22 protein-coding genes are annotated in these 26,422 nt (G+C 53.7%); 15 read left to right on the plus strand and 7 right to left on the minus strand.

Features of this window, described 5'->3' with window-relative positions; all coding sequences use genetic code 11:
* Nucleotides 1-4 precede the first annotated feature (4 nt).
* The 10 genes from kdsD (at nucleotide 5) to npr (ending at nucleotide 6,988) form a co-directional block, all read left to right on the plus strand.
* Nucleotides 5-988 (plus strand): arabinose-5-phosphate isomerase KdsD, encoded by a 984-nt coding sequence (gene kdsD, locus ACR8BF_RS16880; RefSeq protein ID WP_179897355.1) that lies wholly within the window; start codon nucleotides 5-7, stop codon nucleotides 986-988.
* 13 nt (nucleotides 989-1,001) lie between these two features.
* Nucleotides 1,002-1,568, plus strand: a complete 567-nt coding sequence (gene kdsC, locus ACR8BF_RS16885) for a 3-deoxy-manno-octulosonate-8-phosphatase KdsC (RefSeq protein ID WP_179897353.1) — start codon at nucleotides 1,002-1,004, stop codon at nucleotides 1,566-1,568.
* Nucleotides 1,565-2,137 (plus strand): LPS export ABC transporter periplasmic protein LptC, encoded by a 573-nt coding sequence (lptC, locus tag ACR8BF_RS16890; protein ID WP_090963885.1) that lies wholly within the window; start codon nucleotides 1,565-1,567, stop codon nucleotides 2,135-2,137. The genes kdsC and lptC overlap by 4 nt, the downstream gene beginning before the upstream one ends.
* A complete protein-coding gene (gene lptA / locus ACR8BF_RS16895) occupies nucleotides 2,112-2,663 on the plus strand; it encodes a lipopolysaccharide ABC transporter substrate-binding protein LptA (RefSeq protein WP_179897350.1) in 552 nt (183 codons plus the stop codon). The genes lptC and lptA overlap by 26 nt, the downstream gene beginning before the upstream one ends.
* A 5-nt stretch (nucleotides 2,664-2,668) precedes the next feature.
* Complete coding sequence (gene lptB / locus ACR8BF_RS16900; RefSeq protein WP_090963883.1) at nucleotides 2,669-3,394, plus strand: LPS export ABC transporter ATP-binding protein; 726 nt, start codon at nucleotides 2,669-2,671, stop codon at nucleotides 3,392-3,394.
* Between the two features lie 48 nt (nucleotides 3,395-3,442).
* On the plus strand, nucleotides 3,443-4,876 hold the full coding sequence (gene rpoN, locus ACR8BF_RS16905) for an RNA polymerase factor sigma-54 (RefSeq protein WP_179897349.1): 1,434 nt from the start codon (nucleotides 3,443-3,445) through the stop codon (nucleotides 4,874-4,876).
* A gap of 21 nt (nucleotides 4,877-4,897) precedes the next feature.
* Complete coding sequence (gene hpf / locus ACR8BF_RS16910) at nucleotides 4,898-5,185, plus strand: ribosome hibernation promoting factor (RefSeq protein WP_090963879.1); 288 nt, start codon at nucleotides 4,898-4,900, stop codon at nucleotides 5,183-5,185.
* A gap of 152 nt (nucleotides 5,186-5,337) precedes the next feature.
* On the plus strand, nucleotides 5,338-5,817 hold the full coding sequence (ptsN, locus tag ACR8BF_RS16915) for a PTS IIA-like nitrogen regulatory protein PtsN (RefSeq protein WP_013359876.1): 480 nt from the start codon (nucleotides 5,338-5,340) through the stop codon (nucleotides 5,815-5,817).
* Nucleotides 5,818-5,864: 47 nt separating this feature from the next.
* Nucleotides 5,865-6,719 carry an RNase adapter RapZ gene (rapZ, locus tag ACR8BF_RS16920; protein WP_010251920.1) on the plus strand — a complete coding sequence of 285 codons (855 nt, stop codon included), beginning with the start codon at nucleotides 5,865-5,867 and terminating at the stop codon, nucleotides 6,717-6,719.
* Nucleotides 6,716-6,988, plus strand: coding sequence for a PTS phosphocarrier protein NPr (npr, locus tag ACR8BF_RS16925; RefSeq protein WP_179897347.1), 273 nt, complete (start codon nucleotides 6,716-6,718; stop codon nucleotides 6,986-6,988). The genes rapZ and npr overlap by 4 nt, the downstream gene beginning before the upstream one ends.
* A gap of 3 nt (nucleotides 6,989-6,991) precedes the next feature.
* Here the strand turns inward: npr and mtgA are convergent, their stop codons facing one another.
* Together mtgA and arcB are read right to left on the minus strand one after the other, a co-directional pair.
* A complete protein-coding gene (gene mtgA / locus ACR8BF_RS16930) occupies nucleotides 6,992-7,711 on the minus strand; it encodes a monofunctional biosynthetic peptidoglycan transglycosylase (protein ID WP_179897345.1) in 720 nt (239 codons plus the stop codon).
* Nucleotides 7,712-8,598: 887 nt separating this feature from the next.
* Nucleotides 8,599-10,932: an aerobic respiration two-component sensor histidine kinase ArcB gene (arcB, locus tag ACR8BF_RS16935; RefSeq protein ID WP_292986482.1), complete on the minus strand. Its 2,334-nt coding sequence runs from the start codon at nucleotides 10,930-10,932 to the stop codon at nucleotides 8,599-8,601.
* 888 nt (nucleotides 10,933-11,820) lie between these two features.
* Between arcB and ACR8BF_RS16940 the strand changes: the two genes are divergently transcribed.
* Nucleotides 11,821-17,352, plus strand: coding sequence for a glutamate synthase-related protein (locus ACR8BF_RS16940; RefSeq protein ID WP_434745314.1), 5,532 nt, complete (start codon nucleotides 11,821-11,823; stop codon nucleotides 17,350-17,352).
* Between the two features lie 185 nt (nucleotides 17,353-17,537).
* The gene (locus tag ACR8BF_RS16945) at nucleotides 17,538-19,295 is read left to right on the plus strand and encodes a sulfite reductase subunit alpha (RefSeq protein WP_090963866.1); all 1,758 of its coding nucleotides are present in this window, start codon (nucleotides 17,538-17,540) and stop codon (nucleotides 19,293-19,295) included.
* A gap of 111 nt (nucleotides 19,296-19,406) precedes the next feature.
* Here ACR8BF_RS16945 and sspB read toward each other — a convergent pair whose 3' ends face one another.
* The 5 genes from sspB to zapE all read right to left on the minus strand — a co-directional run bounded on the left by sspB (nucleotide 19,407) and on the right by zapE (nucleotide 23,059).
* A complete protein-coding gene (sspB, locus tag ACR8BF_RS16950; RefSeq protein WP_136197752.1) occupies nucleotides 19,407-19,892 on the minus strand; it encodes a ClpXP protease specificity-enhancing factor in 486 nt (161 codons plus the stop codon).
* Nucleotides 19,893-19,895: 3 nt separating this feature from the next.
* Nucleotides 19,896-20,537 carry a stringent starvation protein SspA gene (gene sspA / locus ACR8BF_RS16955; protein WP_003851135.1) on the minus strand — a complete coding sequence of 214 codons (642 nt, stop codon included), beginning with the start codon at nucleotides 20,535-20,537 and terminating at the stop codon, nucleotides 19,896-19,898.
* A gap of 330 nt (nucleotides 20,538-20,867) precedes the next feature.
* Nucleotides 20,868-21,260, minus strand: coding sequence for a 30S ribosomal protein S9 (gene rpsI / locus ACR8BF_RS16960; protein WP_090963862.1), 393 nt, complete (start codon nucleotides 21,258-21,260; stop codon nucleotides 20,868-20,870).
* A 15-nt stretch (nucleotides 21,261-21,275) separates the two neighbouring features.
* Nucleotides 21,276-21,704 (minus strand): 50S ribosomal protein L13, encoded by a 429-nt coding sequence (gene rplM, locus ACR8BF_RS16965; protein WP_008925400.1) that lies wholly within the window; start codon nucleotides 21,702-21,704, stop codon nucleotides 21,276-21,278.
* A gap of 227 nt (nucleotides 21,705-21,931) precedes the next feature.
* Complete coding sequence (gene zapE / locus ACR8BF_RS16970; protein WP_292986492.1) at nucleotides 21,932-23,059, minus strand: cell division protein ZapE; 1,128 nt, start codon at nucleotides 23,057-23,059, stop codon at nucleotides 21,932-21,934.
* A gap of 178 nt (nucleotides 23,060-23,237) precedes the next feature.
* Here zapE and zapG point away from each other — a divergent pair, with 178 nt between their 5' ends.
* The 3 genes from zapG (at nucleotide 23,238) to degS (ending at nucleotide 26,274) form a co-directional block, all read left to right on the plus strand.
* Nucleotides 23,238-23,639, plus strand: coding sequence for a Z-ring associated protein ZapG (gene zapG, locus ACR8BF_RS16975; protein WP_003848291.1), 402 nt, complete (start codon nucleotides 23,238-23,240; stop codon nucleotides 23,637-23,639).
* Between the two features lie 110 nt (nucleotides 23,640-23,749).
* Entirely contained in the window at nucleotides 23,750-25,123 is a 1,374-nt protein-coding gene (gene degQ / locus ACR8BF_RS16980) for a serine endoprotease DegQ (RefSeq protein WP_179897336.1), read from the plus strand.
* An 89-nt stretch (nucleotides 25,124-25,212) separates the two neighbouring features.
* Entirely contained in the window at nucleotides 25,213-26,274 is a 1,062-nt protein-coding gene (gene degS / locus ACR8BF_RS16985) for an outer membrane-stress sensor serine endopeptidase DegS (RefSeq protein WP_179897334.1), read from the plus strand.
* The last annotated feature ends 148 nt before the right edge of the window (nucleotides 26,275-26,422 follow it).

Consider the following 26,422-nt stretch of genomic DNA (forward strand, 5'->3'; position numbering starts at 1 on the left):
CACTATGTCATATCAGCAACCAACAGCATTTGATTTCCAGCAGGCGGGAAAAACCGTACTGCGTATTGAGCGTGAAGGACTGGAACAGCTCGATCAATACATCAACGATGATTTCGCCCGCGCCTGCGCCCTTATCTACGCCTGCCAGGGGAAAGTGGTGGTGATGGGCATGGGCAAGTCTGGCCATATTGGAAAAAAAATGGCGGCGACCTTTGCCAGTACCGGCACGCCCGCCTTTTTTGTGCATCCGGCTGAAGCCAGCCACGGCGATCTGGGCATGGTGAGCAAAAATGATGTGGTCATCGCTATCTCCAATAGCGGTGAGTCAAACGAAATACTCGCGCTGGTTCCGGTATTAAAACGTCAGCATATTACGCTGATCTGCATCACCGGACGGCCTGACAGTGCGATGGGCCGGGTTGCCGATGTGCATCTGTGTGTTCATGTTCCGCAGGAAGCCTGCCCGCTGGGTCTGGCACCGACCACCAGCACCACGGCCACGCTGGTGATGGGCGATGCGCTGGCAGTTTCGCTGCTGGAAGCGCGCGGATTTACGGCGGAGGACTTTGCCCTCTCCCACCCCGGCGGTGCGCTGGGCCGTAAACTGCTGCTACATGTGGCTGATATCATGCACAGCGGCGAAGAACTGCCACACGTCACGCGTGACGCCTCACTCCGCGATGCGCTGCTGGAGATCACCCGCAAAAATCTGGGACTCACGGTAATCGTCGACGGTCTGATGAAAATTGAAGGTATCTTTACTGATGGTGACCTGCGCCGCATCTTTGATATGGGCATCGATTTCCAGCGCGCCACCATCGGGGAAGTGATGACGCCAGGTGGCATCCGCGTCCGGCCAAACATGCTGGCGGTTGAAGCTCTGAACCTGATGCAGACCAAAAACATCACCTCGATTCTGGTGGCCGATGACGACCGTCTGCTCGGTGTGGTACATATGCATGACATGCTGCGCGCTGGCGTAGTCTGAACAGGAAGAGAAAATGCAACAGGCAACTCCCCCGATTGAAACCTGCTACGGCCCGGTTAACGCTGACTTTATGGCGCGCGCCAGCAAGATTCGTTTGCTGATCTGCGACGTCGATGGCGTGATGTCCGACGGCGTGATCTACATGGGGAATAATGGCGAAGAGCTGAAAGCATTCAACGTGCGGGACGGTTACGGCGTACGCTGTTTGCTGACCTCCGATGTGGAAGTGGCTATTATTACCGGCCGCAATGCCCGTCTGATGGAAGATCGCTGCAAAACGCTCGGCATCCGTCATCTTTATCAGGGACAATCCGATAAGCTTTTGGCCTATCGTGAACTTCTGGATAAACTGTCTCTTTCTGACGATCAGGTCGCCTACATCGGTGACGACCTGATCGACTGGCCGGTTATGGCGAAAGTGGGATTAAGTGTGGCGGTGGCGGATGCACATCCAATCCTGTTGCCACGTGCGCATTATGTCACGCGGATCGCCGGTGGACGCGGTGCGGTGCGCGAGGTATGTGACCTGATCTTAATGGCGCAGAACAAATTTGAGGATGCCAAAGGGCAATCAGTATGAGTAAAAGCAGGCGTTGGATAACGCTGATTCTGACCTTGATTGCACTGGTTTTGATCGGCTGGAATCTTACTAATCAGGATGACGATGGTACGCCAGTCGGGACAGGCAGCCAGTCGCCGACCTATACCAGTGCGGATTCACACACTGTGGTTTATAACCCGCAGGGCGCGCTGTCATATAAACTGGTCTCTGACAAAGTGACCTATTTCTCGGATGATGAGCTGAGCTGGTTCGAAAATCCGGTAATGACCACTTATGATGAGAACAAAATCCCTACCTGGACGTTACGCGCGGATAAAGCAAAGCTCACCAAAGATCGTATGCTTTATCTTTATGGCCATGTTGAGCTGAATACGCTGACGCAGGATTCTCAGCTTGAGCGTATCAAGACGGATAACGCGCAGATCAATCTTGTCACTCAGGACGTTACCTCTGATGACCAGGTGACATTGTATGGCCGCAGTTTTAACTCTACCGGCATGAAAATGCGCGGCAATTTACGGACAAAAAACGCCGAGTTAATCGAGAAGGTCAAAACCTCATATGAAATTCAAAATGAACAAAAATAGCCTGAAGCTTTTACTGGCCAGCATATTGCTGGCAACCAGCGTTCCGGCGCTTGCCCTGACCGGTGACTCGGATAAGCCCGTCAATATTGACTCGCAGAATCAGGCGCTGGATTTGCAGGGCAATGTCGCGACCTTTACCGGCAATGTCATCGTGACGCAGGGTTCAATCAAAATCACGGCAGATAAAGTCGTGGTAACCCGTCCTGGCGGCGATAGCAAGAAAACCATCGTTGATGCTTACGGTAATCCCGCTACCTTCTATCAGATGCAGGACAGCGGCAAGCCGGTTCAGGGCCATGCCTCAAAACTGCACTACGAACTGGCTAATGACTTCGTTGAGCTGACCGGTAATGCTTTCATTGAGCAGCAGGACAGCAACATCAAAGGCGATCGTATTACTTATCTGGTAAAAGAGCAGAAAATGCAGGCTTACAGCCAGGGCCAGAACAAGCGCGTCACCACCGTCCTGGTGCCGTCGCAACTTCAGGATAAAGGTTCGTCCAACAGCGGAAAGAAGAGTAACTGATAGCTATGGCCACATTAATCGCAGAAAACCTGGCGAAGGCATATAAAGGCCGTCGCGTGGTAGAAGATGTCAGTCTGCAGGTAAAGTCCGGTGAGATTGTCGGCCTGCTGGGCCCGAACGGAGCCGGTAAGACCACCACCTTTTACATGGTGGTGGGCATTGTCCCGCGTGACGCTGGCCGCATTGTCATTGATGATGAAGATATCAGTATCCTGCCGCTGCATGCGCGTGCACGTCGTGGCATCGGCTATCTGCCGCAGGAGGCATCGATCTTCCGTCGCCTCAGCGTCTACGATAACCTGATGGCAGTACTGCAGATTCGTGATGATCTGACCGAAGAGCAACGCCAGGATCGCGCCCGTGAGCTGATGGAAGAGTTTCACATCGAACACCTGCGCGATAGCATGGGTCAGGCACTTTCGGGTGGTGAGCGACGTCGTGTTGAGATCGCACGCGCACTGGCCGCTAATCCTAAATTTATCCTGCTGGATGAGCCTTTTGCTGGTGTTGACCCAATCTCCGTTATCGACATCAAGAAAATCATTGAGCATTTGCGTGACAGCGGCCTCGGTGTGCTGATTACCGACCATAACGTGCGTGAAACCTTAGCGGTCTGCGAGCGGGCTTATATCGTCAGCCAGGGACGCCTGATTGCGCATGGCACGCCCAATGAAATTCTTGCGGATGAGCAGGTTAAGCGGGTTTATTTGGGTGAAGAGTTCAGACTCTGATAAGGTGTCCTTAATACCGATGTTTACCTGGGAACTACCATCCTGTCTATGAAGCAAGGTCTACAACTCAGGTTCAGCCAACAGCTGGCAATGACTCCACAGTTGCAGCAGGCGATTCGTCTGCTGCAACTCTCTACGCTTGAACTCCAGCAGGAGTTACAGCTTGCACTCGAAAGCAATCCGCTACTTGAGCAGACTGACCTGCATGAAGAGATCGACGCCCGGGAATCGTCGGAACCTGAGGCGCTGGATACACGCGAAGCGCTTGAGCAGAAAGAGATGCCCGATGAGCTGCCGCTGGATGCTACCTGGGATGAGATGTACACCGCGGGCACGCCTTCCGGCACTGGTACCGATTATCAGGATGATGAGTTACCGGTTTATCAGGGTGAAACCACGCAGTCACTTCAGGACTATCTGATGTGGCAGGTCGGACTGACGCCTTTTAGTGACACCGATCGCGCTATTGCCACCTCTATCGTCGATGCTATCGATGACACCGGATATCTCACCGTTTCGCTTGAAGAGATCCTCGACAGTATCGGCAACGATGATCTTGAAGCGGATGAAGTTGAAGCAGTGCTTAAACGCATTCAGCGCTTTGATCCTATTGGTGTTGGCGCGCGCGATCTGCGTGACTGTCTGATGGTTCAGCTATCGCAATATGCGCCCGAAACACCGATGCTGACAGAAGCACGCTTGATCGTCAGCGAACATCTTGACCTGCTGGCCAATCACGATTTCCGTAGTCTGATGCGAGTGACGCGCCTCAAAGAGGATGTGTTGAAAGAGGCGATGCTGCTGATTCAGTCGCTGGATCCGCGTCCGGGTCAGTCGATTAATACCAGCGAGCCGGAATATGTCATTCCCGATGTGCTGGTGCGTAAAGTCGGCAGCCGCTGGACGGTTGAACTCAACGCCGACAGCCTGCCGCGCCTCAAGATTAATCAGCACTATGCGGCAATGAGCGGCGCAACGCGCAATGACAGCGACAGCCAGTTCATTCGCAGTAACCTGCAGGAAGCACGCTGGCTAATTAAGAGTCTGGAAAGCCGCAATGATACGCTGCTGAAGGTGACGCGCTGTATTGTTGAGCAACAGCAGGCGTTTTTCGAGCAAGGTGAAGAATTTATGCGTCCGATGGTGCTGGCGGATATTGCCCAGGCCGTTGAAATGCACGAGTCGACAATTTCCCGCGTGACCACGCAAAAGTATCTGCACAGCCCGCGTGGCATTTTTGAACTGAAGTACTTTTTCTCCAGTCACGTCAATACTGAAGGTGGCGGCGAAGCCTCCTCCACGGCGATTCGTGCCCTGGTGAAGAAATTAATTTCGGCGGAAAATCCAGCCAAACCCTTGAGCGACAGTAAACTGACCTCCATGTTATCTGATCAGGGGATTATGGTGGCACGGCGTACCGTCGCCAAATATCGTGAGTCTTTATCCATCCCGCCATCGAACCAGCGTAAGCAGCTGGTTTGAAAGAAATGAGAAGGAAGACCTATGCAGCTGAACCTGACCGGGCAACACGTTGAAATCACTGCGCCTCTGCGTGAATTCGTTAACGGTAAATTTGCCAAACTGGAACACTATTTTGAACATATCAATCAGGTCTATATTGTTCTGAAGGTTGAGAAAGTCACTCAGGTGGCGGACGCAACACTCCACGTGAATGGTGGCGAGCTGCACGCCACATCCGAAGCGGAAGATATGTATGCGGCAATTGATGGGCTGATCGATAAGCTTGCCCGTCAGCTGACCAAACACAAAGATAAACTGAAAAAACACTAACCTTCACGCTCGCGAAGCGCGCATGGCGCGCAGAGCCGACAGGATGGGGCGGATAATCCGCCCCGTTTTGTCATCTGAGCAAGCGCCGTTTGTCTCAGGCGTTAAGACGCGCTGGCGGTGAATGGCCTGGTGAACACGCAAGTGAAACGATAATGAACAACGATCTCACACTGGAATTGAGCACAGTGCTTTCGCCAGACTGCACCCGCAGCGGCGTACACTGCCAAAGCAAAAAACGTGCGCTGGAAATCATCAGCGAACTGGCCGCTAAGCAGCTCAACCTGCCGCACCAGACGCTTTTCGAAGCGATCCTGACCCGCGAACGCATGGGCAGTACCGGTATTGGTAATGGGATTGCGATCCCTCACGGCAAGCTGGAAGAGGATACGCTGCGCGCGGTTGGGGTATTTATCAGCCTCGAACAGCCGATTGCGTTTGATGCCGTTGATAACCAGCCGGTCGATCTGTTGTTTGCTTTACTGGTCCCCGCTGACCAGTGCAAAACACACCTGCACACCCTGTCACTGGTGGCGAAGCGTCTGGCAGATAAAACGGTCTGCCGTCGTCTGCGTGCTGCGCAGAGTGATGAAGAGCTCTACGCCATTATTACGGAAGTCCAGACAGAGCAGTAACGCGTCTTTACCGGCCGCGTGCCGGTTTTAAAACGGGAGAGAAGGTCATGGTGCTGATGATCGTTAGCGGTCGTTCAGGCTCGGGGAAGTCAGTGGCGCTCCGTGCACTGGAAGATATGGGGTTCTACTGCGTTGATAACCTGCCGGTCGTGCTGCTGCCTGAGTTAGCTAACTCGCTGGCTGAGCGCAATATTTCGGCAGCGGTCAGTATTGACGTGCGTAACATGCCTGAATCCCCGGAAATTTTTGAAACCGCACTGAATAATCTGCCTGACACATTTTCACCTCAGTTGCTGTTCCTCGATGCCGATCGTAACACCCTGATTCGTCGTTACAGCGATACACGCCGTCTGCATCCCCTCTCCAGCAAAAACCTGTCGCTGGAGAGCGCAATTGATGAAGAGAGTGATTTGCTTGAGCCGCTGCGTTCACGTGCCGATCTGATCATTGATACCTCAGAGATGTCGGTGCATGAGCTGGCCGAGATGCTGCGTACCCGCCTGCTCGGCAAGCGTGAACGTGAACTGACCATGGTGTTTGAATCCTTTGGCTTTAAACATGGCATCCCGATTGATGCTGACTATGTGTTTGACGTACGCTTTCTGCCTAACCCCCACTGGGATCCGAAACTACGCCCGATGACCGGCCTCGATCGCCCTGTGGCGGCCTTCCTTGATCGCCACACTGAAGTGCATAACTTTATCTACCAGACACGCAGCTACCTTGAACTCTGGCTGCCGATGCTGGAAACCAATAACCGTAGCTATCTTACTGTGGCGATTGGCTGCACCGGCGGCAAGCACCGCTCAGTCTATATCGCTGAACAGCTGGCGGATTACTTCCGTTCGCGCGGTAAGAATGTTCAGTCACGCCATCGCACGCTGGAAAAGCGCAAATCATGACCGTCCGACAAACCGTAGAAATCAAAAATAAGCTGGGCATGCACGCTCGTCCGGCGATGAAGTTGTTTGAGCTGGTGCAGAGCTTTGATGCCGAAGTCTTACTGCGCAATGAAGCGGGCACGGAAGCCGAAGCCAGCAGCGTGATTGCGCTGCTGATGCTCGACTCAGCCAAAGGCCGGCATATTGAGATTGAAGCCAGCGGCCCGGAGGAAATTCCGGCGCTGGCAGCGGTCATTGAGCTATTTGAAGCGGGCTTCGATGAAGATTAAGGCTTAGTCGAGCTTATTACGCTGCAGGAAGCCCTCGCCGCCCAGCTGGCGCATCTGACGCAGTATCCACTGCTGCCGCTCTCTGACATAACCTGAGGGCGCAGCAGCACGATAACGAATCGGATTAGGCAGTACTGCCGCCAGCAACGCAGCATCGGCTGCGGTCAGCCGGCTGGCTGGCTTATGGAAGTAGCGCTGTGAAGCCGCCTCAACGCCGAAGATGCCCGGGCCAAACTCTGCAATATTGAGATAGACGGTCAGAATGCGTCGCTTTGTCCAGACCGTCTCAATCCCTACCGTCAGACCCGCCTCCAGACCTTTACGGACCCAGCTGCGGCCATCCCAGAGAAACAGATTCTTCGCCGTCTGTTGTGACAGCGTGGACGCCCCGCGCATCCGGCTATCGTTGTTATCCAGTACAGATTCAATCGCCGCCACATCAAAGCCCCAGTGAGTAGGAAACTTTTGATCTTCTGAGGCGATAACCGCCAGTCCCATCCAGGGCGAAATATCGTCATGGCCGACCCAATCTGAATGGGCGATATAACTAAAATCACCGCGTAACCAGGCGCCGATCTGTCGTTCAGCCATCACCGCCGAGAAGGGCACAGGTAAAAATGAAAAGAGTAAAATTCCCGCCAGCCATACGCCCAGCCAGACCAACAGTACGCGACCAACAATACGTCTGATACGCTGTCCGACGCTTCCTTTATACTTGTTCATGCAATCTTCCCATGCTTGTTTCAGACGTTAATTAATCACTCATGTAATCACTGCCAGAAAAGCAGCCTTTTTACGATTATCGCTGAAAACGACGGGGGGGTTTCCAGACTTTATTCAATCATTTTGCATCAAAATGCTGCAACAGTTCGAAATAGTTCAAGGACTTCCGAAAAAAAGGAATCGGTTCCATTGATTTATCCTGTTTAGCTTGTTTCCAGATAAACAGTTAATAATGGGTAATAAGCGACTCAACAAATCATTCAATATACTTAACTGTTATTTTTTTATTAATTCAGACCTGTCCAAAGATTAATCAAAATTGCCCCTGTAATGTATAAATAAACGGCGCTTAACGCACTGACCTGTGACTGGTATGGCACGCTTTCCTTCCAGCAGGAACGTTCATGTCATAAGGAGACAAGGACAAACTTTTAGATTCTTTTTTATCATTCCAAATCGTTTTGGATAATTCGTATCATCTCAGGCCCCGCACTTGCAATATCAGCGATTTAGCCACGCTGAAGAGGTAAGTGTTAACGATAGCTCAATTTACTGCGGCTCAGTCATCGCTTCGCTAAAGAGCAGCCTTAAAAGTACACGAAAACAGGCAAATCTGATTAAAATAGCAGCAATACGGCATAGAAATTGATTCCTTGCTTGACTGTGTTGCCAAATTAATGTTTTCTGTATTTAAACGCTGCTCAATATCACAAATTTTAATGAATCTTGTCACATGAGAAGATGAATTTGCTAAGGTAATGACAGTGTTATCCAATACCCTGCGGCTGCATTAATTATTCATATCACAGCGGCCGCAATGATTTCCCTGGTGTTGGCGCAGTATTCGCGCACCCCGGCCTCGGCTGGGGTCATTTTTTTCTGGGATATCACTTATCCTGCTCTGACACCCAGTCGCGTAATACCTGCACATCGTGTCGCCACTCATGCTTCAGCTCATCAATCCATTCAACGACATTGTCCCACCATGCCGGTAACTCCGGACTCTGAATCTGTTTCGCCAGCATCTGCAAACGCTGCAGCCCGACCGAACCCGCCGCCCCTTTGATTTTGTGCCCCTCTTCAGCAATGCCTTTTTGATCGCGCGCCATCAGATTCGATTCCAGCACAGCAAGATAGTCCGGCATCATCTTTTCGAACATCGTCAGGCTTTGGGTAATCAGGCCCGGACCTACCAGTTCGATGTACTGCTCCAGCATTGCGACATCCAGCAGCATCCGGGTTTTATCATCGCTCACATCTGAGTTCTCTTCTTCCGGCTCTGCCTGATAATCCCAGTACTTTTTGATCATTGCGGTCAGTGCCGGTACCGCCAGCGGTTTGCTCAGCACGTCATCCATTCCCGCGTCGAAATACTCTTTTTTGTCTTTAAGCACATTCGCGGTGAGCGCAACCAGTGGGGGCAGATGGGCACCCTGATACTGCTGCCGAATCGCCCGTGAGACATCCAGTCCGGTCATATCAGGCAGCTGGATATCCAGCAGCACCAGATCAAACTCCAGCGGATCAAACATCGCCAGCGCCTCACTGCCGGTCATGGCAACCTCGACGCTGCAGCCCAGCTTCTCCAGTACCGAGCGTGCCACAATCACGTTAAGCTCAATATCTTCCACCAGCAGAACATGCAGCGCAGGGAGTGGCAGGCTGTCGTCCACCCCTTCATCTTCCACTTCTTCAGCGATGCGCGGCGCTTTAATCTCGACGGTGAAGCATGAGCCCTGTCCTGGTGCGCTGTGTACGCGGATATCTCCGCCCATTGCCTGCGCCAGACGGCGTGATACCGCCAGCCCGATGCCGGTCCCGGTCGCCGGTTTGCCGCCATGCTGGTCTTTGACCTGATAGTACATCGCAAAGATCTTATCCTGCTCGTCCTGACGGATACCCATGCCAGAGTCCTGTACCTCAAAGCGCAGCGTTTCGTCCTGCTCATACGTCACGCGCACCACGATTTCGCCCTGCTGGGTGAACTTCACGGCGTTACCAATCAGGTTCCACAGAATCTGGCGCAGGCGCGTCCCGTCAGTGGAAATCATGTGCGGGAGCGGCAGTTGCGGCGCGAGCACAAACTTCAGCCCTTTTGGCTGGGCCAGCAGACCGGAAAGGTTTTCCAGATCGGCAAGGAAGCCGGTGAAATCGAGCGGCTGATTATCCAGCTGCACTTTACGGCGTTCGATTTTGTCCACCTCAATCACATCATTAAAGATGTTGCCCAGCGTGATAGCGGAGACGTGGATGGTTTTCAGGTATTTCAGCTGTTCCTGATTGAGATCGGTATCCAGCAAAATACGACTCAGGCCGACAATGCCATTAAGCGGCGTACGAAGCTCGTGGCTGATTGTAGAGATGAAGGTGGTCTTCTCCCGGCTGGCGTTCTCTAACGCGTCCTGATAGCGCTTACGTTCCGTTATATCGCGGCCAAAGCCCATTAGCCCGCTCCGCTTACCGACGCGGTCGTAATAAGGCACTTTACGGATCTCGAAACAGGCTTTGCGCCCGTCAGGATATTGCAGCCATTGTTCATAGGTCAGGGAGACGTTATGGCGGAATACCTTCTCATCCGTTTCCAGCACCTTTGTTGCCGCTTCTTCATCATAGATATCGCGCGGCGTCAGGCCAATAAGCTGCTTTTCGCTTTTGCCTGTCAGCAGTTCCATCGCCCGGTTACAGCCGGAAAACTGTTTGTCGATGTTGCGATAGAAAACCAGGTCTGGCGAAGCATCAAGGAATGAGCGCAGGAAGGAGGATTGCTGCTCCAGCTCAATCTGTGCCTGCTCGCGGCGGGTTACCTCTTCACGCAGCTTGTCCATCACCTGTTCGCGTGCCAGCTCCGCCTTTTTACGATCGCTAATCTCCTGATTCAGCTGCGTGATGGTCTCTTTCATCTGCTGATTGAGTTCCAGATCGCGGGTACGCATCTCTTCCAGCTTATCCACCAGCCGTGCCAGCCGTTGCCGGGACTCTTCCAGCTGATCGACCACCACCGACAGAAAATAGACCGCCCAGGGCGTAATCAGTAGCCCAAAGAAGACCGAACGCACCACGTCAATGCTCTCGACATGGCCCCGCAGTACCATCGTAACCGCCATCTGGACGATCATTGCCAGGACTACCAGCGCAGACGCCAGTAACAGTGAGAACCTCACCAGTCCAAGCTTGACCATTAAATCAACGTAGTACTGCGCCAACAGACGAATTTGTTTCATAACAACTCCCTGGAAGAGAAACAGCCTCATAATAGCGCAGTTACCCTGCTAACGTCGCAGCACGTCGCAGGGAGATGCAGGATCAAATGCCCTGTTATGGTGCATCCGCAGAACCGATCGGCGACGTTAAGGACAAAGCGGTTAAAACCCTTGACTGACTGTGCCAAATGAATAATCTGTAAGGCCGACAGCAAATCGCCGATTTCTCTGTACGGCCTTTTTTCAATATCCTGGCAACGTCCTGTTGCACATGCACATCCCTTTATATGCATACCCATTCATCTTAAGTGATGTTTTAAGCACGACTATGCTGATTAATTTTTCTTATAACCAACCGCTGTTTCATTCAAATAGCCGGACATAAGAAAAACAGATACATGCTATGCATCAACGATGCTGAACAGCATTTAATGCTGTCTAACACCCCATCACCAGCATGGTGCAGAGATCTGATGCCTGCACTACAGTGAGTCAGTTCACACTTATCGGCCGATCGCCAGGCACCAGAGTGGTACATTTTAAACCAAAAAATTCATTTAATTCATAAAGTTAATCAGATAAAACAGCTGATAACCCTGTCTGACCACCCTATTTGACCTGATTACGCTTTCCCGATAAGTTGGAAATCCGCTGAAAGCTTTCCAGACGGGCCATTGTCTCGGCATATCTATGCAACAAGAAGACTCCCGCGTGGTTTAAGTCATCTCCTTTTAGAGACCGGAAATCAGAGAGCAGCTCAATTAAGGACGTTTTACCGATGTCTGGAGAGAAATGCTCAGGGCTATGACGCGCGCTCGACAGAGCATGGCAATGAAAATGATAGCGCCCCAGTGCGCCCAGACCCTGAATCAGTGCAGGTAATGTCAAAGCAGTATAAGGAGACCCTCAATGTCCACTAAAAAACCTCAATCCTATGGCTTGTATGATCCGACAGCAGGCAGTGACAGCTGTGGTGTAGGTTTCATTACGCGCAAGGACGGCGAGCAGACCCACGAGATTCTGCAGATGGCGCACAGCGCCCTGTGTACGGTGCCTCATCGCGGCGGTATGTCAGCGGAAGGCGTCGGGGATGGCGCAGGAGTCAATGTTGATCTTTCACTGCACTTCTTCCGAAAAATTACCGGTCAGCCGCTGGAAGCGGGCCGCTTTGGCGTCGGCAACTTCTTTGTGCCGAAAGATGCCGAACTGCGCGCTAACGCCGAACGTCTGGTAGATGAGACTCTCAGCAGCTTTGGTCTGCCGGTGATCATGAAACGTGACATGCCGCTCGATAGCAGCGTGACGCGCCCGTCAGCCATACAATTCCAGTTACCGATTCTGCAGTGGATTTTCACTGCACCACAGGACGTGGCCGACCAGAACGACTTCGAACAACGCATCTACCGCGCCCTGTTAACCATTGAAGCCCTTGCCTTTACCGAAAGCGAATTTGGCGGTCTCTATCCTCTGTCGCTGTCATCGCGCACGCAGGTGTTTAAAGCCCGTCTGAACTCCAATGAAGTGATCCCTTACTTCAAAGATCTGACCGATCCGGATCATCAGGTGCGCGGGCTGTTCTTCCATACCCGCTTCTCCACCAATACCGATCCGCATACCACCATGGCGCAGCCGTTCCGCCTGATGGCGCATAATGGTGAGCTGAATACTGACCGTAAAAACCGCATCGCAGAGTCTGCGCTGGCCCTGGCTCGTGGGAAGAAAATCGTGCGGCCGAAAGGCCAGTCCGACAGCTCGCGTCTGGATCAGAGCATCCATAGCCGTCTGATGGAAGATAACCTCGATCTGATCACCGCGGTTGTCTCGATGATGCCGCCGGCCTGGGAAAACGACAGTTCGCTGCCGACAGAAGTGCGCGACATGCTGGAGTATTTCTCACTGTATGAAGAGAAGAATGACGGCCCGGCAGCCTTAATCTTCGGCAACGGCGAAGTGATTGGCGCCCGTCTTGACCGTCTTGGCCTGCGTCCACTGCGTTCAGTCGAAACGGCGGAGTACATCGGTGCGATGTCAGAAGCCGGCCAGATCGCTTTCCCACCTGAAAGCGTGCTGCGTCGTGGCCGTATCGAAGCGGGTGGCATGCTCTATTTCGATCATCGTGAAAAGCGCAGCTACACCACGCTGCAGGCGCTGGAAAAACTGGCAGCAGAGAAAGATTACCCGGCGTTGCTGCGTGAAGCCCGCGTTGGTCTTGACGATCTGCCGGAGATTCCGGCAGAACAACAGGGTTCACCGCTGCGCTATCGCGGTGATCTGAAAACCTATCAGCGCTTTGTTGCTTACTACTACAACCAGGAAAGCTTCAAGTTCATGATGGACCCGATGCTGAACACCGGTGCAGAGAAGATCTCTGCGATGGGTTACGGTAACGCCATCAACGGCTTGTCCGACCATGAAGGCGGCATGGCGCACTATTTCTCCCAGCGCTTTGCTCAGGTCACCAATCCGCCGCTGGATTCTATCCGTGAAGTGGATGGCATGACGCTGCGTGTTGCGCTGGGTGCGAAACCGCATCTGGGCCGCAGTAAAGGCCGTCAGATTGTGGTGCCGACACCGATTCTCAGCCACCTTGATATGCTGCGTTTACGCGAGCAGACCATCGCCCCTTATGCGCGCTTTGAGATGCTTTATGAACCGGTGATTGGCAAAGATCTGCTGAGCACCACCGCGAACGCAACAGCGCTGGAAAAAGCGATTGATGACCTGGCGCAGCAGGTGGTGGATTTTGCCCGTGCGCAGGGTGGCATTGCCGTGCTTACCGATCGCCACATCTCTTCTAAGCACGCTGCGATCCCGATGCTGCTGGTGGTTTCCGCCATCAACCAACGCCTGATACAGGAAGGCCTGCGTCTTGATGTTTCTCTGGTAGTAGAAAGCGGCCAGAGCATCTCATCGCACCACATTGCCGCCACACTCGGCTTTGGTGCTTCTGCTATCTATCCTCTGGGCGTACAGATGCGCGCAGAAGAGAAATTTGGTGAAGGTGAAGAAGGCAACAAAGCTTTTAAACGCTATGCCAAAGCGGCTGAAAAAGCCCTGATGAAAACCATGGGTAAAGTGGGCCTCTGCACCGTTGAGAGCTACAGCAGCGGTGAATTCTTTGAGCCGAATTTCCTCAACACCGATGACCCGGTGCTGAAAAAGTATTTCCCGAATATCAGAACGCCGGTTGGCGGTGCAGGCTTCGCCGCTATCGCACAGATGGCTGTTGACTGGCACCAGAGCGCACTGAAGATTCAGGGCGAATCTGAAGTGCCATTGCTGGGCCTGTTTAAAGAGCGTGCAGAAGGCGCGGGTCACTCGTACGGTACCATCGCTGTGCGTACGTTCATCGACATGACCGAAGAGCCGATTCGCTTTGCCGATAAGGCGCGTGAAGAGGACAACTTCATCCGCCTGATGACGCTGGCAAAACTGGATAATGCCTTCGGCATCAAGCCAGAGACCTTTAAAGACAGCAGCTTCGAGCGCATCCCGGATGACGTGATCAACAATTTTGCGATTACTGCCGATTATCGTCAGTTCTCAAGCCTGATGTACGAAGAGCGTAAACGTCGTCCGGCTGCCCTGCGCGACATCCTGACCTTCCCGGCTGACCTGACCCACATCGACAGCGAAGCGGAGTTCCGCCGCAAGCTGGGACGCTACTCGCTGACCAATAACGGGTTTGCTATTCGCGGCATGGAGTGTGAGGCGGTGGATGGCAGCCTGAATCACTTTATGCTGCGTCTGACCGATGCGATTGAAGGTCTGAAACCTGAGAGTGAGCGCCTGCAGAACCTGTCCCGCGCCCTGAAATTCCGCTTCGGCGACGATATTGAGAGCAGCGAAGTGGTTACGGGCGGTCTTAAAGTGACCGCATATGGTAAAGCGGCAGATTATCTGTCACGTATCTTCACCACCCTGCCCTCACTGCCGCTGAGCGAAGTGCAACCAGCCTGTGAAATTACCCGTACTTTTGCTTCCGGAGCGATGAGCCACGGTGCGCTGGTCGCGCCTGCTCATGAAGCGGTCGCACACGGCACAAATATGGTCGGCGGTATGAGTAACTGCGGTGAGGGCGGCGAGCATTACTCCCGTCATGGCACCATCCGTGCCTCCCGTATCAAACAGCTGGCTTCCGGTCGTTTCGGCGTCTGGGCTGCTTATCTGGCAGACCCGATGCTGGAAGAGCTGGAGATCAAAATTGGTCAGGGTGCGAAGCCTGGTGAAGGCGGACAGTTGCCGGCAGCCAAAGTCACTGTCGAGATTGCGGCTGCACGTGGCGGTACGCCTGGCGTTGAGCTGGTCTCTCCGCCGCCGCACCATGACACCTACTCCATCGAAGATCTGGCGCAGTTAATCCACGACTGTAAAGCAGCGCGAGTGCGCGTTATCGTCAAACTGGTCTCGTCTGAAGGCATCGGCACCATTGCGGTTGGTGTAGCTAAAGCCGGTGCAGATGTGATTAACGTGGCGGGTAACACCGGCGGTACAGGCGCTGCGTCGGTCACCAGCCTGAAATATACCGGACGTGTGGCCGAGATTGGCATCGCTGAAGTCCATCAGGCACTGTGCGCCAACGGCCTGCGCGAGAAAGTCCTGCTGCGCTGCTCTGGCGCTCAGCAGACCGGTAGCGACGTGGTGAAATCTGCCCTGTTGGGCGGCGATAGCTTCGAGTTCGGCACTACCGCGCTGATGATGCTGAAATGCGTGATGGCGAAGAATTGTAACGTGAAGTGCCCGGCTGGCTTAACCACCAACGCCGAAGCCTTTGATGGCGATCCACGTCAGCTGGCGCAGTACTTCCTCAACGTGGCGCATGAAGTGCGTGAGATTCTGGCACGTATGGGCCTGCGTTCCCTGCGTGAAGCGCGCGGTCGCTCTGACCTGTTGCACCTGATGGATCACCCGCTGGAAGTGGGCAAACTCGACTTACGCGCCATGCTCACCGTGGTGCCTGAGTTGAAAATCGACAAGCCTGTTTATCTGGAAAAAGATTTTGAACTGGATGATGGCTGGATTGAGCAGCTGAAGCTGTCGCTGGTGGAGCAGGGAAATCCTGACGTCGACCTGGGCAATAGCATTGTCCTGAACAACCGAAACAAAAGCGTTGGCGGTCAGCTCGCAATCGATATTGAGCGGATGCTGAACCACGAGCTGAGCGCGGAGCAGTTGCAGGCGATGCCAGCAGTAATGACCGACGATCGTGGTCGCAGTTATCTGGCCCCTGCGAGCGTAAAAATTTCCACTACCGGCTCTGCCGGTCAGTCATTTGGCGCATTCTGTAACGATGGCATGCAGCTGACCCATTACGGCACCTGTAACGACGGTGTTGGCAAAGGACAGTGTGGCGGTGAAGTGATCGTGATGTCGCCTGGCGGCGGCGCGCAGGATGCCGATGGCAACGTGCTGATTGGTAACTTTGCGCTGTTCGGCGCGACCGGCGGACGTCTGTTCGTGCAGGGACAGGCCGGTGATCGTTTTGCGGTGCGTAACTCAGGTGCAACCGCCGTTGTCGAAGGCGTCGGTGACTTCTGCTGTGAATATATGACTAATGGCGCCATCCTTAACCTGGGCACCTTTGGTAAAGGATTTGGCAACGGCATGAGCGGCGGCTTTGCCTACCAGTACGACCCGTATGGATCGCTGGCCAGCCACGCTGCCGGTGATTCCGTGCGGTTCGGCTCCATCGCCGATCAGGATGAAATGGCGCAGGTGCATAAGCAGGCTGTGCTGACCATGCTGAACTGGCATCTGGAGGCAACGAAATCGCCACGGGCCGCCTGGCTGCTGGAGAACTGGGAAACAGAGTGTCACCACTTTGTTTACGTGATGCCGCGTTCGCTGCTGCTCTATCAGGATGGCGGCGAAATTCTGAAAGCCAAGAGCCGCAAAGATCTGCTCGAAGAGCTGTCAACGGCGCTGGCAGGCCATCAGGTTGCCAAGTTTAAAGCTGCGTGGCGTCAGGGTAAAACCATCGCCAACGGTGCCGTACCGGCCTATGGCGCGACCGATACGCAGGAGATGTTTGTCCTGCTGAACAACTACACCGTGCTGAGCTTTGCCCAGCAACTGGCACTGGCAAAATTGCCGAAAGGCACGCCGGTTGAAGATGCTGCGGTGGAAAAAGCGGTGCGTAATCTGCTGATGACTGAAGACTTTTCGCTGGTCAGTAAGCTACAGCGTCATGCCCGTTCCGCCATCGAGAGTTACAGCGATGATGAACTGGCGAGTCTGATCGGTACCAAACGCATGTCAGATTACAAAGCGGCGCTGACGCAACGTAACATCCGCTCCATGGACAGCCTGGCAACCTACGGCTGGATCATGTATCAGGATGCCTGTAACCGGGAAGTGCTGGGCCATCTGCCTGACTTTGAAGAGCTGTTTGCACGTGCGGCATTGCCGGAAATCGCCGCTGCGGTGGGTAAGCTCTCCTGACAGTGATACTGATCAGGCTGAACTGAATATTATTAATTGATCATTGCCCGGATTAATCGTTGTAGCGGACAGATGCAGAACCGCTCTCCCCTGCTGCAAAAACTGCGGCGCGGGAAAGCGGAACGGCTTTCACACCGGACAATGCCACTGATATCGGGCGAGAACGGGATTGAGTAAAAGTACCCATGAAAATTCCTTATATTCCAGAAGATGCACCTTTTAATGGCGATCAGAAGTACTGGCTGGCTGGCTTTCTTGCGGGGCTTCACTCCCGTTTGCTGGTACTGGAAGACAAACAGCAACCCGCCGCAGGTACGGGCGCAGCCGCCACTACGCAACTTCATATTCTTTACGGCTCACAGACCGGCAATGCCGAAGCACTGGCGCAGACCGCAGCGAAATCTGCCCGCGCCAAAGGGCTGGTGCCCGTGGTTCAGGCGCTGGGCGATGTCGATGTCGACGTATTTGCCACCATGCGCCATGTGCTGATCGTCACCTCGACCTATGGCGAAGGTGAAATGCCGGACAATGCGCAGCTGTTCTGGGATGCGATCTCTGCCAGTACCGCTCCGCGTCTGGAGCAGATGCATTTTGCCGTGCTGGCGATCGGTGATACCGGCTACGATGGCTTCTGTCAGGCGGGCAAGTTCATTGATATGCGCCTTGAGCAGCTGGGTGCGAAACGTGTGGTTGATCGTATCGATTGTGATATCGACTATGAAGAGCCTTCCAGCGAATGGCTGAACAGCTCAATGCCACAGTTTGCTGCCAGCGCAGGCAGCAGCGGCACCGTGCTGGAGAGCGCGCCTGAAGCGCCAGTCATTCCGGGTAGCAATAAATCGAATCCCTATGCCGCCGCGCTGATCACCAACAAGCGTTTATCAGGCGAACAGTCAGCCAAAGATATTCGTCATTTCGAATTCGACCTGTCTGACAGTGGCCTGAAGTATGAAGCGGGCGATGCGCTGGGCGTGATTCCGGTCAACGAGCCCTCACTGGTGAGCCTGCTACTGACGCAGCTTAATGCTGATTACCAGACGCCGGTGCCTGGCTTTGACCGCAGCCTCGGCGACCTGCTGACCTATCAGTTTGAGATTTCAGAGCCGTCGCGCAAGTTGATTGAATGGGTCGGACAGAACACCACCAACCAGGAACTGCGTCATGTGTTACAGCATGATGATAAAGATGCGCTGGGCGTGTGGCTGTGGGGCAAAGATACCCTCGACCTGCTGCAGCTTGAGCTGACGCGCACGCTGGCAGTGCCTGAGTTTGTCGCTCTGCTGCGTCCGCTGCAGCATCGTGCTTACTCCATTTCATCCAGTTCTAAGGCCCATCCTAACCAGGTGCACCTGACTGTTGCCTCTGTGCGTTATCACAGTGGCGGCCGTAATCGCGGTGGCGTCTGCTCGACCTACCTGGCCGAGCGCGTGCGTCGTGGCGAGAAGCCCGCCATCTTTATCTCACCTAATAAATCGTTCCGCGTGCCGGCTAATAACAGCGCACCGCTAATCATGGTGGGGCCGGGCACCGGTATAGCGCCATTCCGTGCCTTCCTGCAGGAGCGCCAGGCAACTGGCGCGCAGGGGAAAAACTGGCTCTTCTTCGGCGATCAGCATCAGGAACATGACTTCATCTATCAGGATGAGTTACTTGCCTGGCGGGATAACGGCTTGCTGACGCGTCTGGATCTTGCATTTTCACGCGATCAGGAGAAGAAAATCTACGTACAGAGCCGGATGCTGGAACAGGGCGCTGAGCTTTACGCCTGGCTGCAGGAAGGCGCTTACTTCTACGTCTGTGGCGATGCCTCACGTATGGCGAAGGATGTGGATAACGCGTTGTATGAAGTGGTTCGCCAGTTTGGTGGTCTCTCCACCGAGCGCGCTGCGGACTACGTCGATCAGCTGAAGAAAGAGAAACGCTACCTGCGCGACGTCTATTAACCGCGAAGGTATGCTGAAAAAATCCGGCTTGCGCAGGCAGCCGGATTTTTTTATGGATGACAGGCAAAAAAATACCCGTCGCATGGACGGGTATTCACTGTTACATCACGGCTATTTCACTACGCGCAGTGAAGGTCGTCCACCACGTGGCGGTGGATCGTCATCAGGCGGCGTCTCGTCATCGCTGGCATCGTCAGGACGATCACCATCAATCACCGACATCATGGTCTCTTCCTGACCCTCTGACGTCTCCTGCATACCCAGCTCGTAAGCCGGTTCCGGTTCAAACATTGTCCCGGCACCATTTTCACGTGCATAGATTGCCAGAATCGCCGCCATCGGCACGTTAACCTGGCGCGGAACGCCACCAAAACGGGCGTTGAACGACACCTGATCATTTGCCAGATCGAGGTTACCGACAGCACGTGGCGCAATGTTCAGAACAATCTGGCCATCACGCGCATACTCCAGCGGCACCTGCACACCCGGCAGATTAATATCGACCACCAGATGCGGCGTCAGCTGATTGTCGAGCAACCAGTCATAGAAGGCGCGCAGCAGATAGGGACGACGTGCAGTAAGTTGCGACATTTCCATACGTTAAGCCCGGGCTTGCAGGCGCATTTCACGTTCAGCTTCAGTTAATGAAGCGAGGAAAGAGTCACGCTCAAATACGCGATTCATATAGCCTTTCAGCTCTTTTGAACCTGAGCCAATTAAATCGATGCCCATTGACGGCAAACGCCATAACAGCGGAGCCAAATAGCAATCGACCAGACTGAACTCTTCGCTCATGAAGTAAGGCGTACGACCAAACAGTGGGGCGATAGCCAGGAGCTCTTCACGCAGTTGCTTGCGTGCTGCTTCAGCTTCCTGACCCGTGCTGTTCTCGACTTTCCTCATCAGGCTGTACCAGTCCTGCTCGATACGATGCATCATCAGACGACTATCACCACGGGCAACCGGGTAAACGGGCATCAGTGGCGGATGCGGGAAGCGCTCATCCAAATATTCCATGATGATGCGTGATTCATACAGCGTCAGCTCACGATCTACCAGCGTCGGTACCGTGCGATACGGATTGAGGTCAATCAGATCCTGCGGCAGGTTATCCATTTCGACCTGCTCGATCTCTACGCTGACACCCTTCTCCGCCAGGACAATACGCACCTGATGGCTGAAAATGTCAGTAGGACCAGAAAACAGCGTCATTACCGAACGTTTGTTGGCAGCGACAGCCATGAAAACCTCCAAGTTTGTTCACAAAAAGATACTGCGAATAGCCAACCACACGGCGATTCACCAGCTTATCGAACTCGCACGCAACCTGGTTAGCCGCGCCGTAGATACTGACGCCCCGACAGTGGGAAGGCGCATAACGCACCGGCCTGCGGGCGCAAAGTGACACAGAGTTTACCAGATTTTAGGCTGCTTGTGGGCGTGGAATGAATCTTTGCAGGTAAAATGAGCGTGACGTTACGGTTTTCGCGAGGAGTCGTGGCGAGGCCGAAAATAAAAAACCCGCCGAAGCGGGTTTTTTGAGCCAATTGTCGCAGCCGGAGCTGCAAACAATTAACGCTTGGAGAACTGAGGACGACGACGTGCTTTACGCAGGCCGACTTTCTTACGTTCAACCTGACGCGCATCACGCGTTACGAAGCCAGCTTTACGCAGCTCGCCACGCAGTGATTCGTCGTATTCCATCAGCGCGCGGGTGATACCGTGACGGATCGCACCAGCCTGACCAGAAATACCGCCACCAGAAACAGTGACGTAGAGATCGAATTTACCAACCATATCCAGCAGCTCAAGCGGCTGACGAACTACCATGCGGGCAGTTTCGCGACCGAAGTACTGTTCCAGAGAACGTTGGTTAATAACGATATTACCGCTACCCGGCTTCATGAATACGCGAGCGGTAGAGCTTTTGCGGCGACCAGTGCCGTAGTTTTGAGTTTCAGCCATTGCCTTTAATCCCGATTAAATGTCAAGAACTTGCGGTTGCTGTGCCGCATGGGTGTGCTCGTTGCCTGCGTAAACTTTCAGTTTACGATACATTGCACGACCCAGCGGGCCCTTCGGCAGCATGCCTTTAACCGCGATCTCAATCACACGCTCAGGACGGCGAGCAATCATCTCTTCAAAGGTCGCCTGTTTGATACCACCGATGTGGCCAGTGTGGTGATAGTAGATCTTGTCAGTACGCTTGTTGCCGGTTACAGCAACTTTTTCAGCGTTCAGAACGATGATGTAATCACCCGTATCAACGTGCGGAGTGTATTCCGCTTTATGCTTACCACGCAGACGGCGCGCCAGTTCAGTCGCCAGGCGACCCAAAGTTTTGCCCGTTGCGTCAACTACAAACCAGTCACGTTGGACGGTTTCTGGTTTAGCTGTAAAAGTTTTCATCGAAAAGCTTACCCAAATTAAGTTACACGTTGGTGAAATCCCAAACGCTTAAGTAAACGAATGAGGCTCACACGACCATTTTGACCAGCAAGCCACCCCTTCGGATAGAGTTACTGGAACACAGAGGATTTGGGAAAAAAATCTTCTGCTGTAACGTGGGGTCGCAAGATTATAGAGAAGTCGGTTACAAAAATCGAACCCTATTTCGGTATTTATCCTGTTTATTCTCACGGCAGGTGCGGCAAACGCAGATACTCTTCGCTCTGCATCTCCTGAAGACGGGATAAACAGCGCTGGTATTCGAATTTCAGCCGCGTGCCCTGATAAATCTCGGTCAGTGACGTCTCCGCCGCGACCACCAGCTTCACATGGCGTTCGTAGAACTCATCCACCAGCGCCAGGAAACGGCGCGCCTGGTCTTCGGTTTTGTAAATCATCACCGGCACGTCATACAGCAGCACGCTGTGAAAACGGCGCGACAGCGCGATATAATCATGCTGGCTGCGCCCTTCACCGCACAGCGTCGTGAAGTTAATCGCCAGCACGCCTTCGCTGACCCCCAGCGTCGGCATCTGGCGGTGATTAATCTCCAGGACCGGCGCCTCTTCGGGCTGGCTTCCCGACAACGCCTTAAACATTCGCGTCATTTCAGCGTGCGTTTCCGGGTTCAGCGGATAGTTCCACAAGTGTGCGGAAGTCAGCGTGCGTAACCGGTAGTCGATACCGGCATCGACGTTCATCACATCACAGTGCCGTTTTATCTGCTCTATGGCAGGCAGGAAACGCGCACGCTGCAAACCATTACGATAGAGATCGTCAGGTGGAATGTTTGAGGTGGCCACTAAGGCGATGCCGCGTTCAAACAGCGCTTCCATCAGCGTGCCCAGCAGCATCGCATCGGTGATATCAGAGACAAAAAACTCATCAAAACAAAGGATATCGGTTTCGGCTTTGAATTTGTCCGCAATAATCAGTAACGGATCGCTTTGACCCTGAAGCTGCGTCAGCTCTTCATGCACCCGCAGCATAAAGCGGTGAAAGTGCAGACGCAGTTTGCGATTGCCAGGAATAGACTGAAAAAAGAGATCCATGACCCAGGTCTTACCGCGACCGACACCGCCCCACATATAGAGCCCACGTACCGGTTGTGGCGTTTCATTTTTCTCTTTACCGATCAATTTTGACAGGCGACCGAGCAGGCCGGATGTGGCAGGCGCGGCAGATTGTTGCCGGGCAACCAGCGCCTGCTGTAGCGCGTCTAATCGGGTAATTGCTTCACGTTGTACGTCATCGGGCCTGAATTCGCCCTGCGACAGCGCCTGCTCATAGCGTGCAAGCGGAGTTGAGGTTTGCATTTTTGTTTCAAAGTCCCTGAATGGTGTCTGATTCATACCACGGTTGCTGAAAAAAAGGCCGTTCTACACTAAGCCATGCTGCTCCGGAGTTCCACATCCATAAGATTAACGGGTATAGTGACTATTATTGAAATGGTGCAATGCCCTACGGAACAATGGAAATAACACGGGAGTCATTATGACCTGGGAATACGGGCTAATTGGTTTAGTGGTAGGTATTATTGTCGGCGCAGTAGCCATGCGTTTTGGCAACAAGAAGCTGCGTGAGCAGCGCAGCATGCAGTACGAGCTGGAAAAATCGAAAGCGGAGCTGGCTGATTATCGCGAAGAGCTGACCAACCACTTCGCGCAGAGCGCGGAGCTGCTGGATAACATGGCACGTGATTATCGTCAGCTTTACCAGCACATGGCAAAAGGATCCAATGACCTGCTGCCAAATCTGCCTGGACAGAAAAATCCGTTTGCCTACCAGTTGACTGAAGCTGAAGCGGACAACGATCAGGTCCCGGTGCAGATGCCGCGCGACTATTCTGAAGGCGCATCGGGTTTACTGCGTGGCGAGCGCCCTGCCCGCGACTAATCATTTTGGGGCGCAGCCTGTCTGCGCCCACTGATTTTGCGAACCCTGACCGCAAACGACTGTCACATTGATTAATTCCTCCCACCTTTTGCAGCGAGAGCGTTGTAGCAATGAAAAAACAAGCACGCCTGTTTAGCGCATTAGCCCTGAGTATTGGGATGAGTCTTGCCGCCGCGCCAGACGCGATGGCAACGCTGCCAGCACAAATTGCCGGCCAGCCGCTGCCGAGTCTGGCACCGATGCTGGAGAAAGTGTTACCCGCCGTGGTCAGTGTTCACGTTGAAGGCACTGATTCGGGTGCGCAGGCTCAGGATATTCCTGAACCGCTGAAACGCTTTTTCGGCCAGATGCCCGGCGGAAACAGTCAGCCACAGCCGTTTGAAGGCCTGGGTTCTGGCGTCATCATTGATGCCGCTAAAGGCTACGTGCTGACCAACAATCACGTGGTCAACGGTGCAGATAAAATCAACGTACAGCTTGGCGACGGCAGCGAATATGAAGCCAAACTGATCGGCCATGATGAGCAGACCGATATCGCGCTGATTCAGATTCAGGGCGCAAAAAACCTCACGCAGGTAAAAGTCGCGGACTCCGATCAGCTGAAAGTCGGTGATTTCGCGGTAGCGATCGGTAACCCGTTTGGTCTGGGACAGACTGCCACTTCCGGGATTATCTCTGCGCTGGGCCGCAGCGGACTGAACCTGGAGGGACTGGAAAACTTTATTCAGACCGATGCTGCCATCAACCGCGGTAACTCAGGCGGCGCGCTGGTCAACCTTAACGGCGAGCTGATCGGTATTAATACCGCTATTCTCGCCTCAAGCGGCGGTAACATCGGCATCGGCTTTGCTATCCCTAGTGATATGGCGATGAACCTCGCGCAGCAGCTGATCAAATATGGTGAAGTGAAGCGCGGTCAGCTCGGCATCAAAGGTACCGAAATGACGGCCGACATGGCTAAAGCGTTCAATGTCGATGCACAGCGCGGTGCCTTTGTTTCTGAAGTCTTACCGCAATCTGCCGCGCAGAAAGCGGGCGTGAAGTCAGGCGATATCATTACTTCAATCAACGATAAGCCAATTACCAGCTTCGCGGAGCTGCGCGTAAAAGTGGGCACTACGCCACCAGGCGAGCAGGTTAAGCTTGGCCTGCTGCGTGAAGGTAAGCCATTAACGGTTACCGTTACGCTGGAGCAGAGTTCGCAGACTACTGCCAGCGCACAGCTGATGTCACCTGCACTTCAGGGCGCAACCCTGAGTGATGGACAGACGAAGACAGGTGATAAAGGCGTGAAAGTCGATACCCTCGAAAAAGGCACACCGGCTGAACAGGTTGGCCTGCAGAAAGATGATGTGATTATCGGCGTTAACCGTAGCCGTGTTCAGAACATTGCTGAACTGCGTAAAATCCTGGAAGGGAAACCGCCGGTACTGGCACTGAATGTGGTACGCGGCGATGAAACTATCTATCTGTTGCTGAGATAAACCTCGCATTACGGCGGACACAAGCGCGTGTGTGTCCGCCGCTCTCATGCTATTCTCCCCTGCGATCTCCCCTGGCGTGATTTAACACCATGTTTCTTAAACTTTTGCGTGCCGTGGTGCTGGGCCTGATTGTGGCGGGTATTTTGCTCGCAGCACTGCCTGCACTGCGTATGGGCAGCGACGCCCTCTATAACCACGAAAACATTACCGACGAAACGCCCTTTAGCTTCAATCAAGGGGTGCGCCGCGCCGTGCCTGCCGTTGTGAATGTTTACAATCGTAGCGCCCACGGCAACAACAATCGTGGCATCACGACCCTGGGTTCCGGGGTGATCATGAATGTAAAAGGCTACATCCTCACTAACAAACATGTGATCAACAATGCTGATCAGATTATCGTGGCGCTGCAGGATGGCCGCTTCTTTGAAGCGACACTGGTGGGTTCCGATGGAATGACCGATCTGGCGGTTCTCAAGATTACGGCCTCTGGCCTGCCCGTGATTCCGATTAATCCAAACCGGCAGCCGCATATTGGTGATGTGGTGATGGCGATCGGCAACCCCTATAACCTCGGTCAGACGGTGACACAGGGCATTATCAGCGCCACGGGCCGCATAGGCCTGAGTTCATCAGGCCGACAGAATTTTCTGCAGACAGATGCCTCAATCAACCAGGGTAACTCCGGCGGCGCGCTGATTAACTCGCTCGGCGAGTTGATGGGCATTAACACCCTGACTTTTGATAAAAGTAATGATGGTGAAACGCCGGAAGGGATTGGTTTCGCCATTCCAACCGTCTTAGCGTCAAAAATCATGGATAAGCTGATTCGTGATGGTCGGGTGATCCGCGGCTATATTGGCATTACCGGGCGTGAGTTGCCGCCGCTGCACGGACAGGGCAGCAATCTGGATCGGGTTCAGGGCATCATTGTCAGCGTGGTCACGCCAGATGGACCTGCGGATAAAGCCGGGATTCAGGCCAACGATGTCCTGCTCAGCGTAAACGGCAAGCCGGCCATCTCCGCGCAGGAGACGATGGATCAGGTGGCAGAAATTCGTCCGGGTTCAGTCATTGATGTGCAGGTGCTGCGAAACGATCAGAAACTCACGCTGCCGGTGACCATTCAGGAGTTTCCGGACAATAGTAACTAACTAAAACCCGAGCCAGGCCAGGGATGGCCCAGCTGATCGCAAAGAAGGTCGCCATCCATGGCTGTCGGCCTCGCCATCATGGCTCGGACGCTTTGCTCTTCATCCGGGCCAACCCTTCCCAAGCTTCCGTCATCGTTTGTTAATAACC

This window comes from Candidatus Pantoea rara (assembly GCF_051136265.1).
GTDB classification, from domain to species: Bacteria; Pseudomonadota; Gammaproteobacteria; order Enterobacterales; family Enterobacteriaceae; genus Pantoea; species Pantoea rara.

Bases quoted from the DNA above. Each gene is read 5' to 3' on its own strand.
- rplM (WP_008925400.1), bottom strand. From the start codon at position 21,704: ATGAAAACTTTTACAGCTAAACCAGAAACCGTCCAACGTGACTGGTTT.
- zapG (WP_003848291.1), top strand. From the start codon at position 23,238: ATGACCTGGGAATACGGGCTAATTGGTTTAGTGGTAGGTATTATTGTC.
- sspA (WP_003851135.1), bottom strand. From the start codon at position 20,537: ATGGCTGTCGCTGCCAACAAACGTTCGGTAATGACGCTGTTTTCTGGT.
- rapZ (WP_010251920.1), top strand. From the start codon at position 5,865: ATGGTGCTGATGATCGTTAGCGGTCGTTCAGGCTCGGGGAAGTCAGTG.
- zapE (WP_292986492.1), bottom strand. From the start codon at position 23,059: ATGCAAACCTCAACTCCGCTTGCACGCTATGAGCAGGCGCTGTCGCAG.
- lptC (WP_090963885.1), top strand. From the start codon at position 1,565: ATGAGTAAAAGCAGGCGTTGGATAACGCTGATTCTGACCTTGATTGCA.
- ACR8BF_RS16945 (WP_090963866.1), top strand. From the start codon at position 17,538: ATGAAAATTCCTTATATTCCAGAAGATGCACCTTTTAATGGCGATCAG.
- degS (WP_179897334.1), top strand. From the start codon at position 25,213: ATGTTTCTTAAACTTTTGCGTGCCGTGGTGCTGGGCCTGATTGTGGCG.
- rpoN (WP_179897349.1), top strand. From the start codon at position 3,443: ATGAAGCAAGGTCTACAACTCAGGTTCAGCCAACAGCTGGCAATGACT.
- sspB (WP_136197752.1), bottom strand. From the start codon at position 19,892: ATGGAAATGTCGCAACTTACTGCACGTCGTCCCTATCTGCTGCGCGCC.
- lptB (WP_090963883.1), top strand. From the start codon at position 2,669: ATGGCCACATTAATCGCAGAAAACCTGGCGAAGGCATATAAAGGCCGT.
- rpsI (WP_090963862.1), bottom strand. From the start codon at position 21,260: ATGGCTGAAACTCAAAACTACGGCACTGGTCGCCGCAAAAGCTCTACC.
- hpf (WP_090963879.1), top strand. From the start codon at position 4,898: ATGCAGCTGAACCTGACCGGGCAACACGTTGAAATCACTGCGCCTCTG.
- lptA (WP_179897350.1), top strand. From the start codon at position 2,112: ATGAAATTCAAAATGAACAAAAATAGCCTGAAGCTTTTACTGGCCAGC.
- ACR8BF_RS16940 (WP_434745314.1), top strand. From the start codon at position 11,821: ATGTCCACTAAAAAACCTCAATCCTATGGCTTGTATGATCCGACAGCA.
- degQ (WP_179897336.1), top strand. From the start codon at position 23,750: ATGAAAAAACAAGCACGCCTGTTTAGCGCATTAGCCCTGAGTATTGGG.
- mtgA (WP_179897345.1), bottom strand. From the start codon at position 7,711: ATGAACAAGTATAAAGGAAGCGTCGGACAGCGTATCAGACGTATTGTT.
- kdsD (WP_179897355.1), top strand. From the start codon at position 5: ATGTCATATCAGCAACCAACAGCATTTGATTTCCAGCAGGCGGGAAAA.
- arcB (WP_292986482.1), bottom strand. From the start codon at position 10,932: ATGAAACAAATTCGTCTGTTGGCGCAGTACTACGTTGATTTAATGGTC.
- ptsN (WP_013359876.1), top strand. From the start codon at position 5,338: ATGAACAACGATCTCACACTGGAATTGAGCACAGTGCTTTCGCCAGAC.
- npr (WP_179897347.1), top strand. From the start codon at position 6,716: ATGACCGTCCGACAAACCGTAGAAATCAAAAATAAGCTGGGCATGCAC.
- kdsC (WP_179897353.1), top strand. From the start codon at position 1,002: ATGCAACAGGCAACTCCCCCGATTGAAACCTGCTACGGCCCGGTTAAC.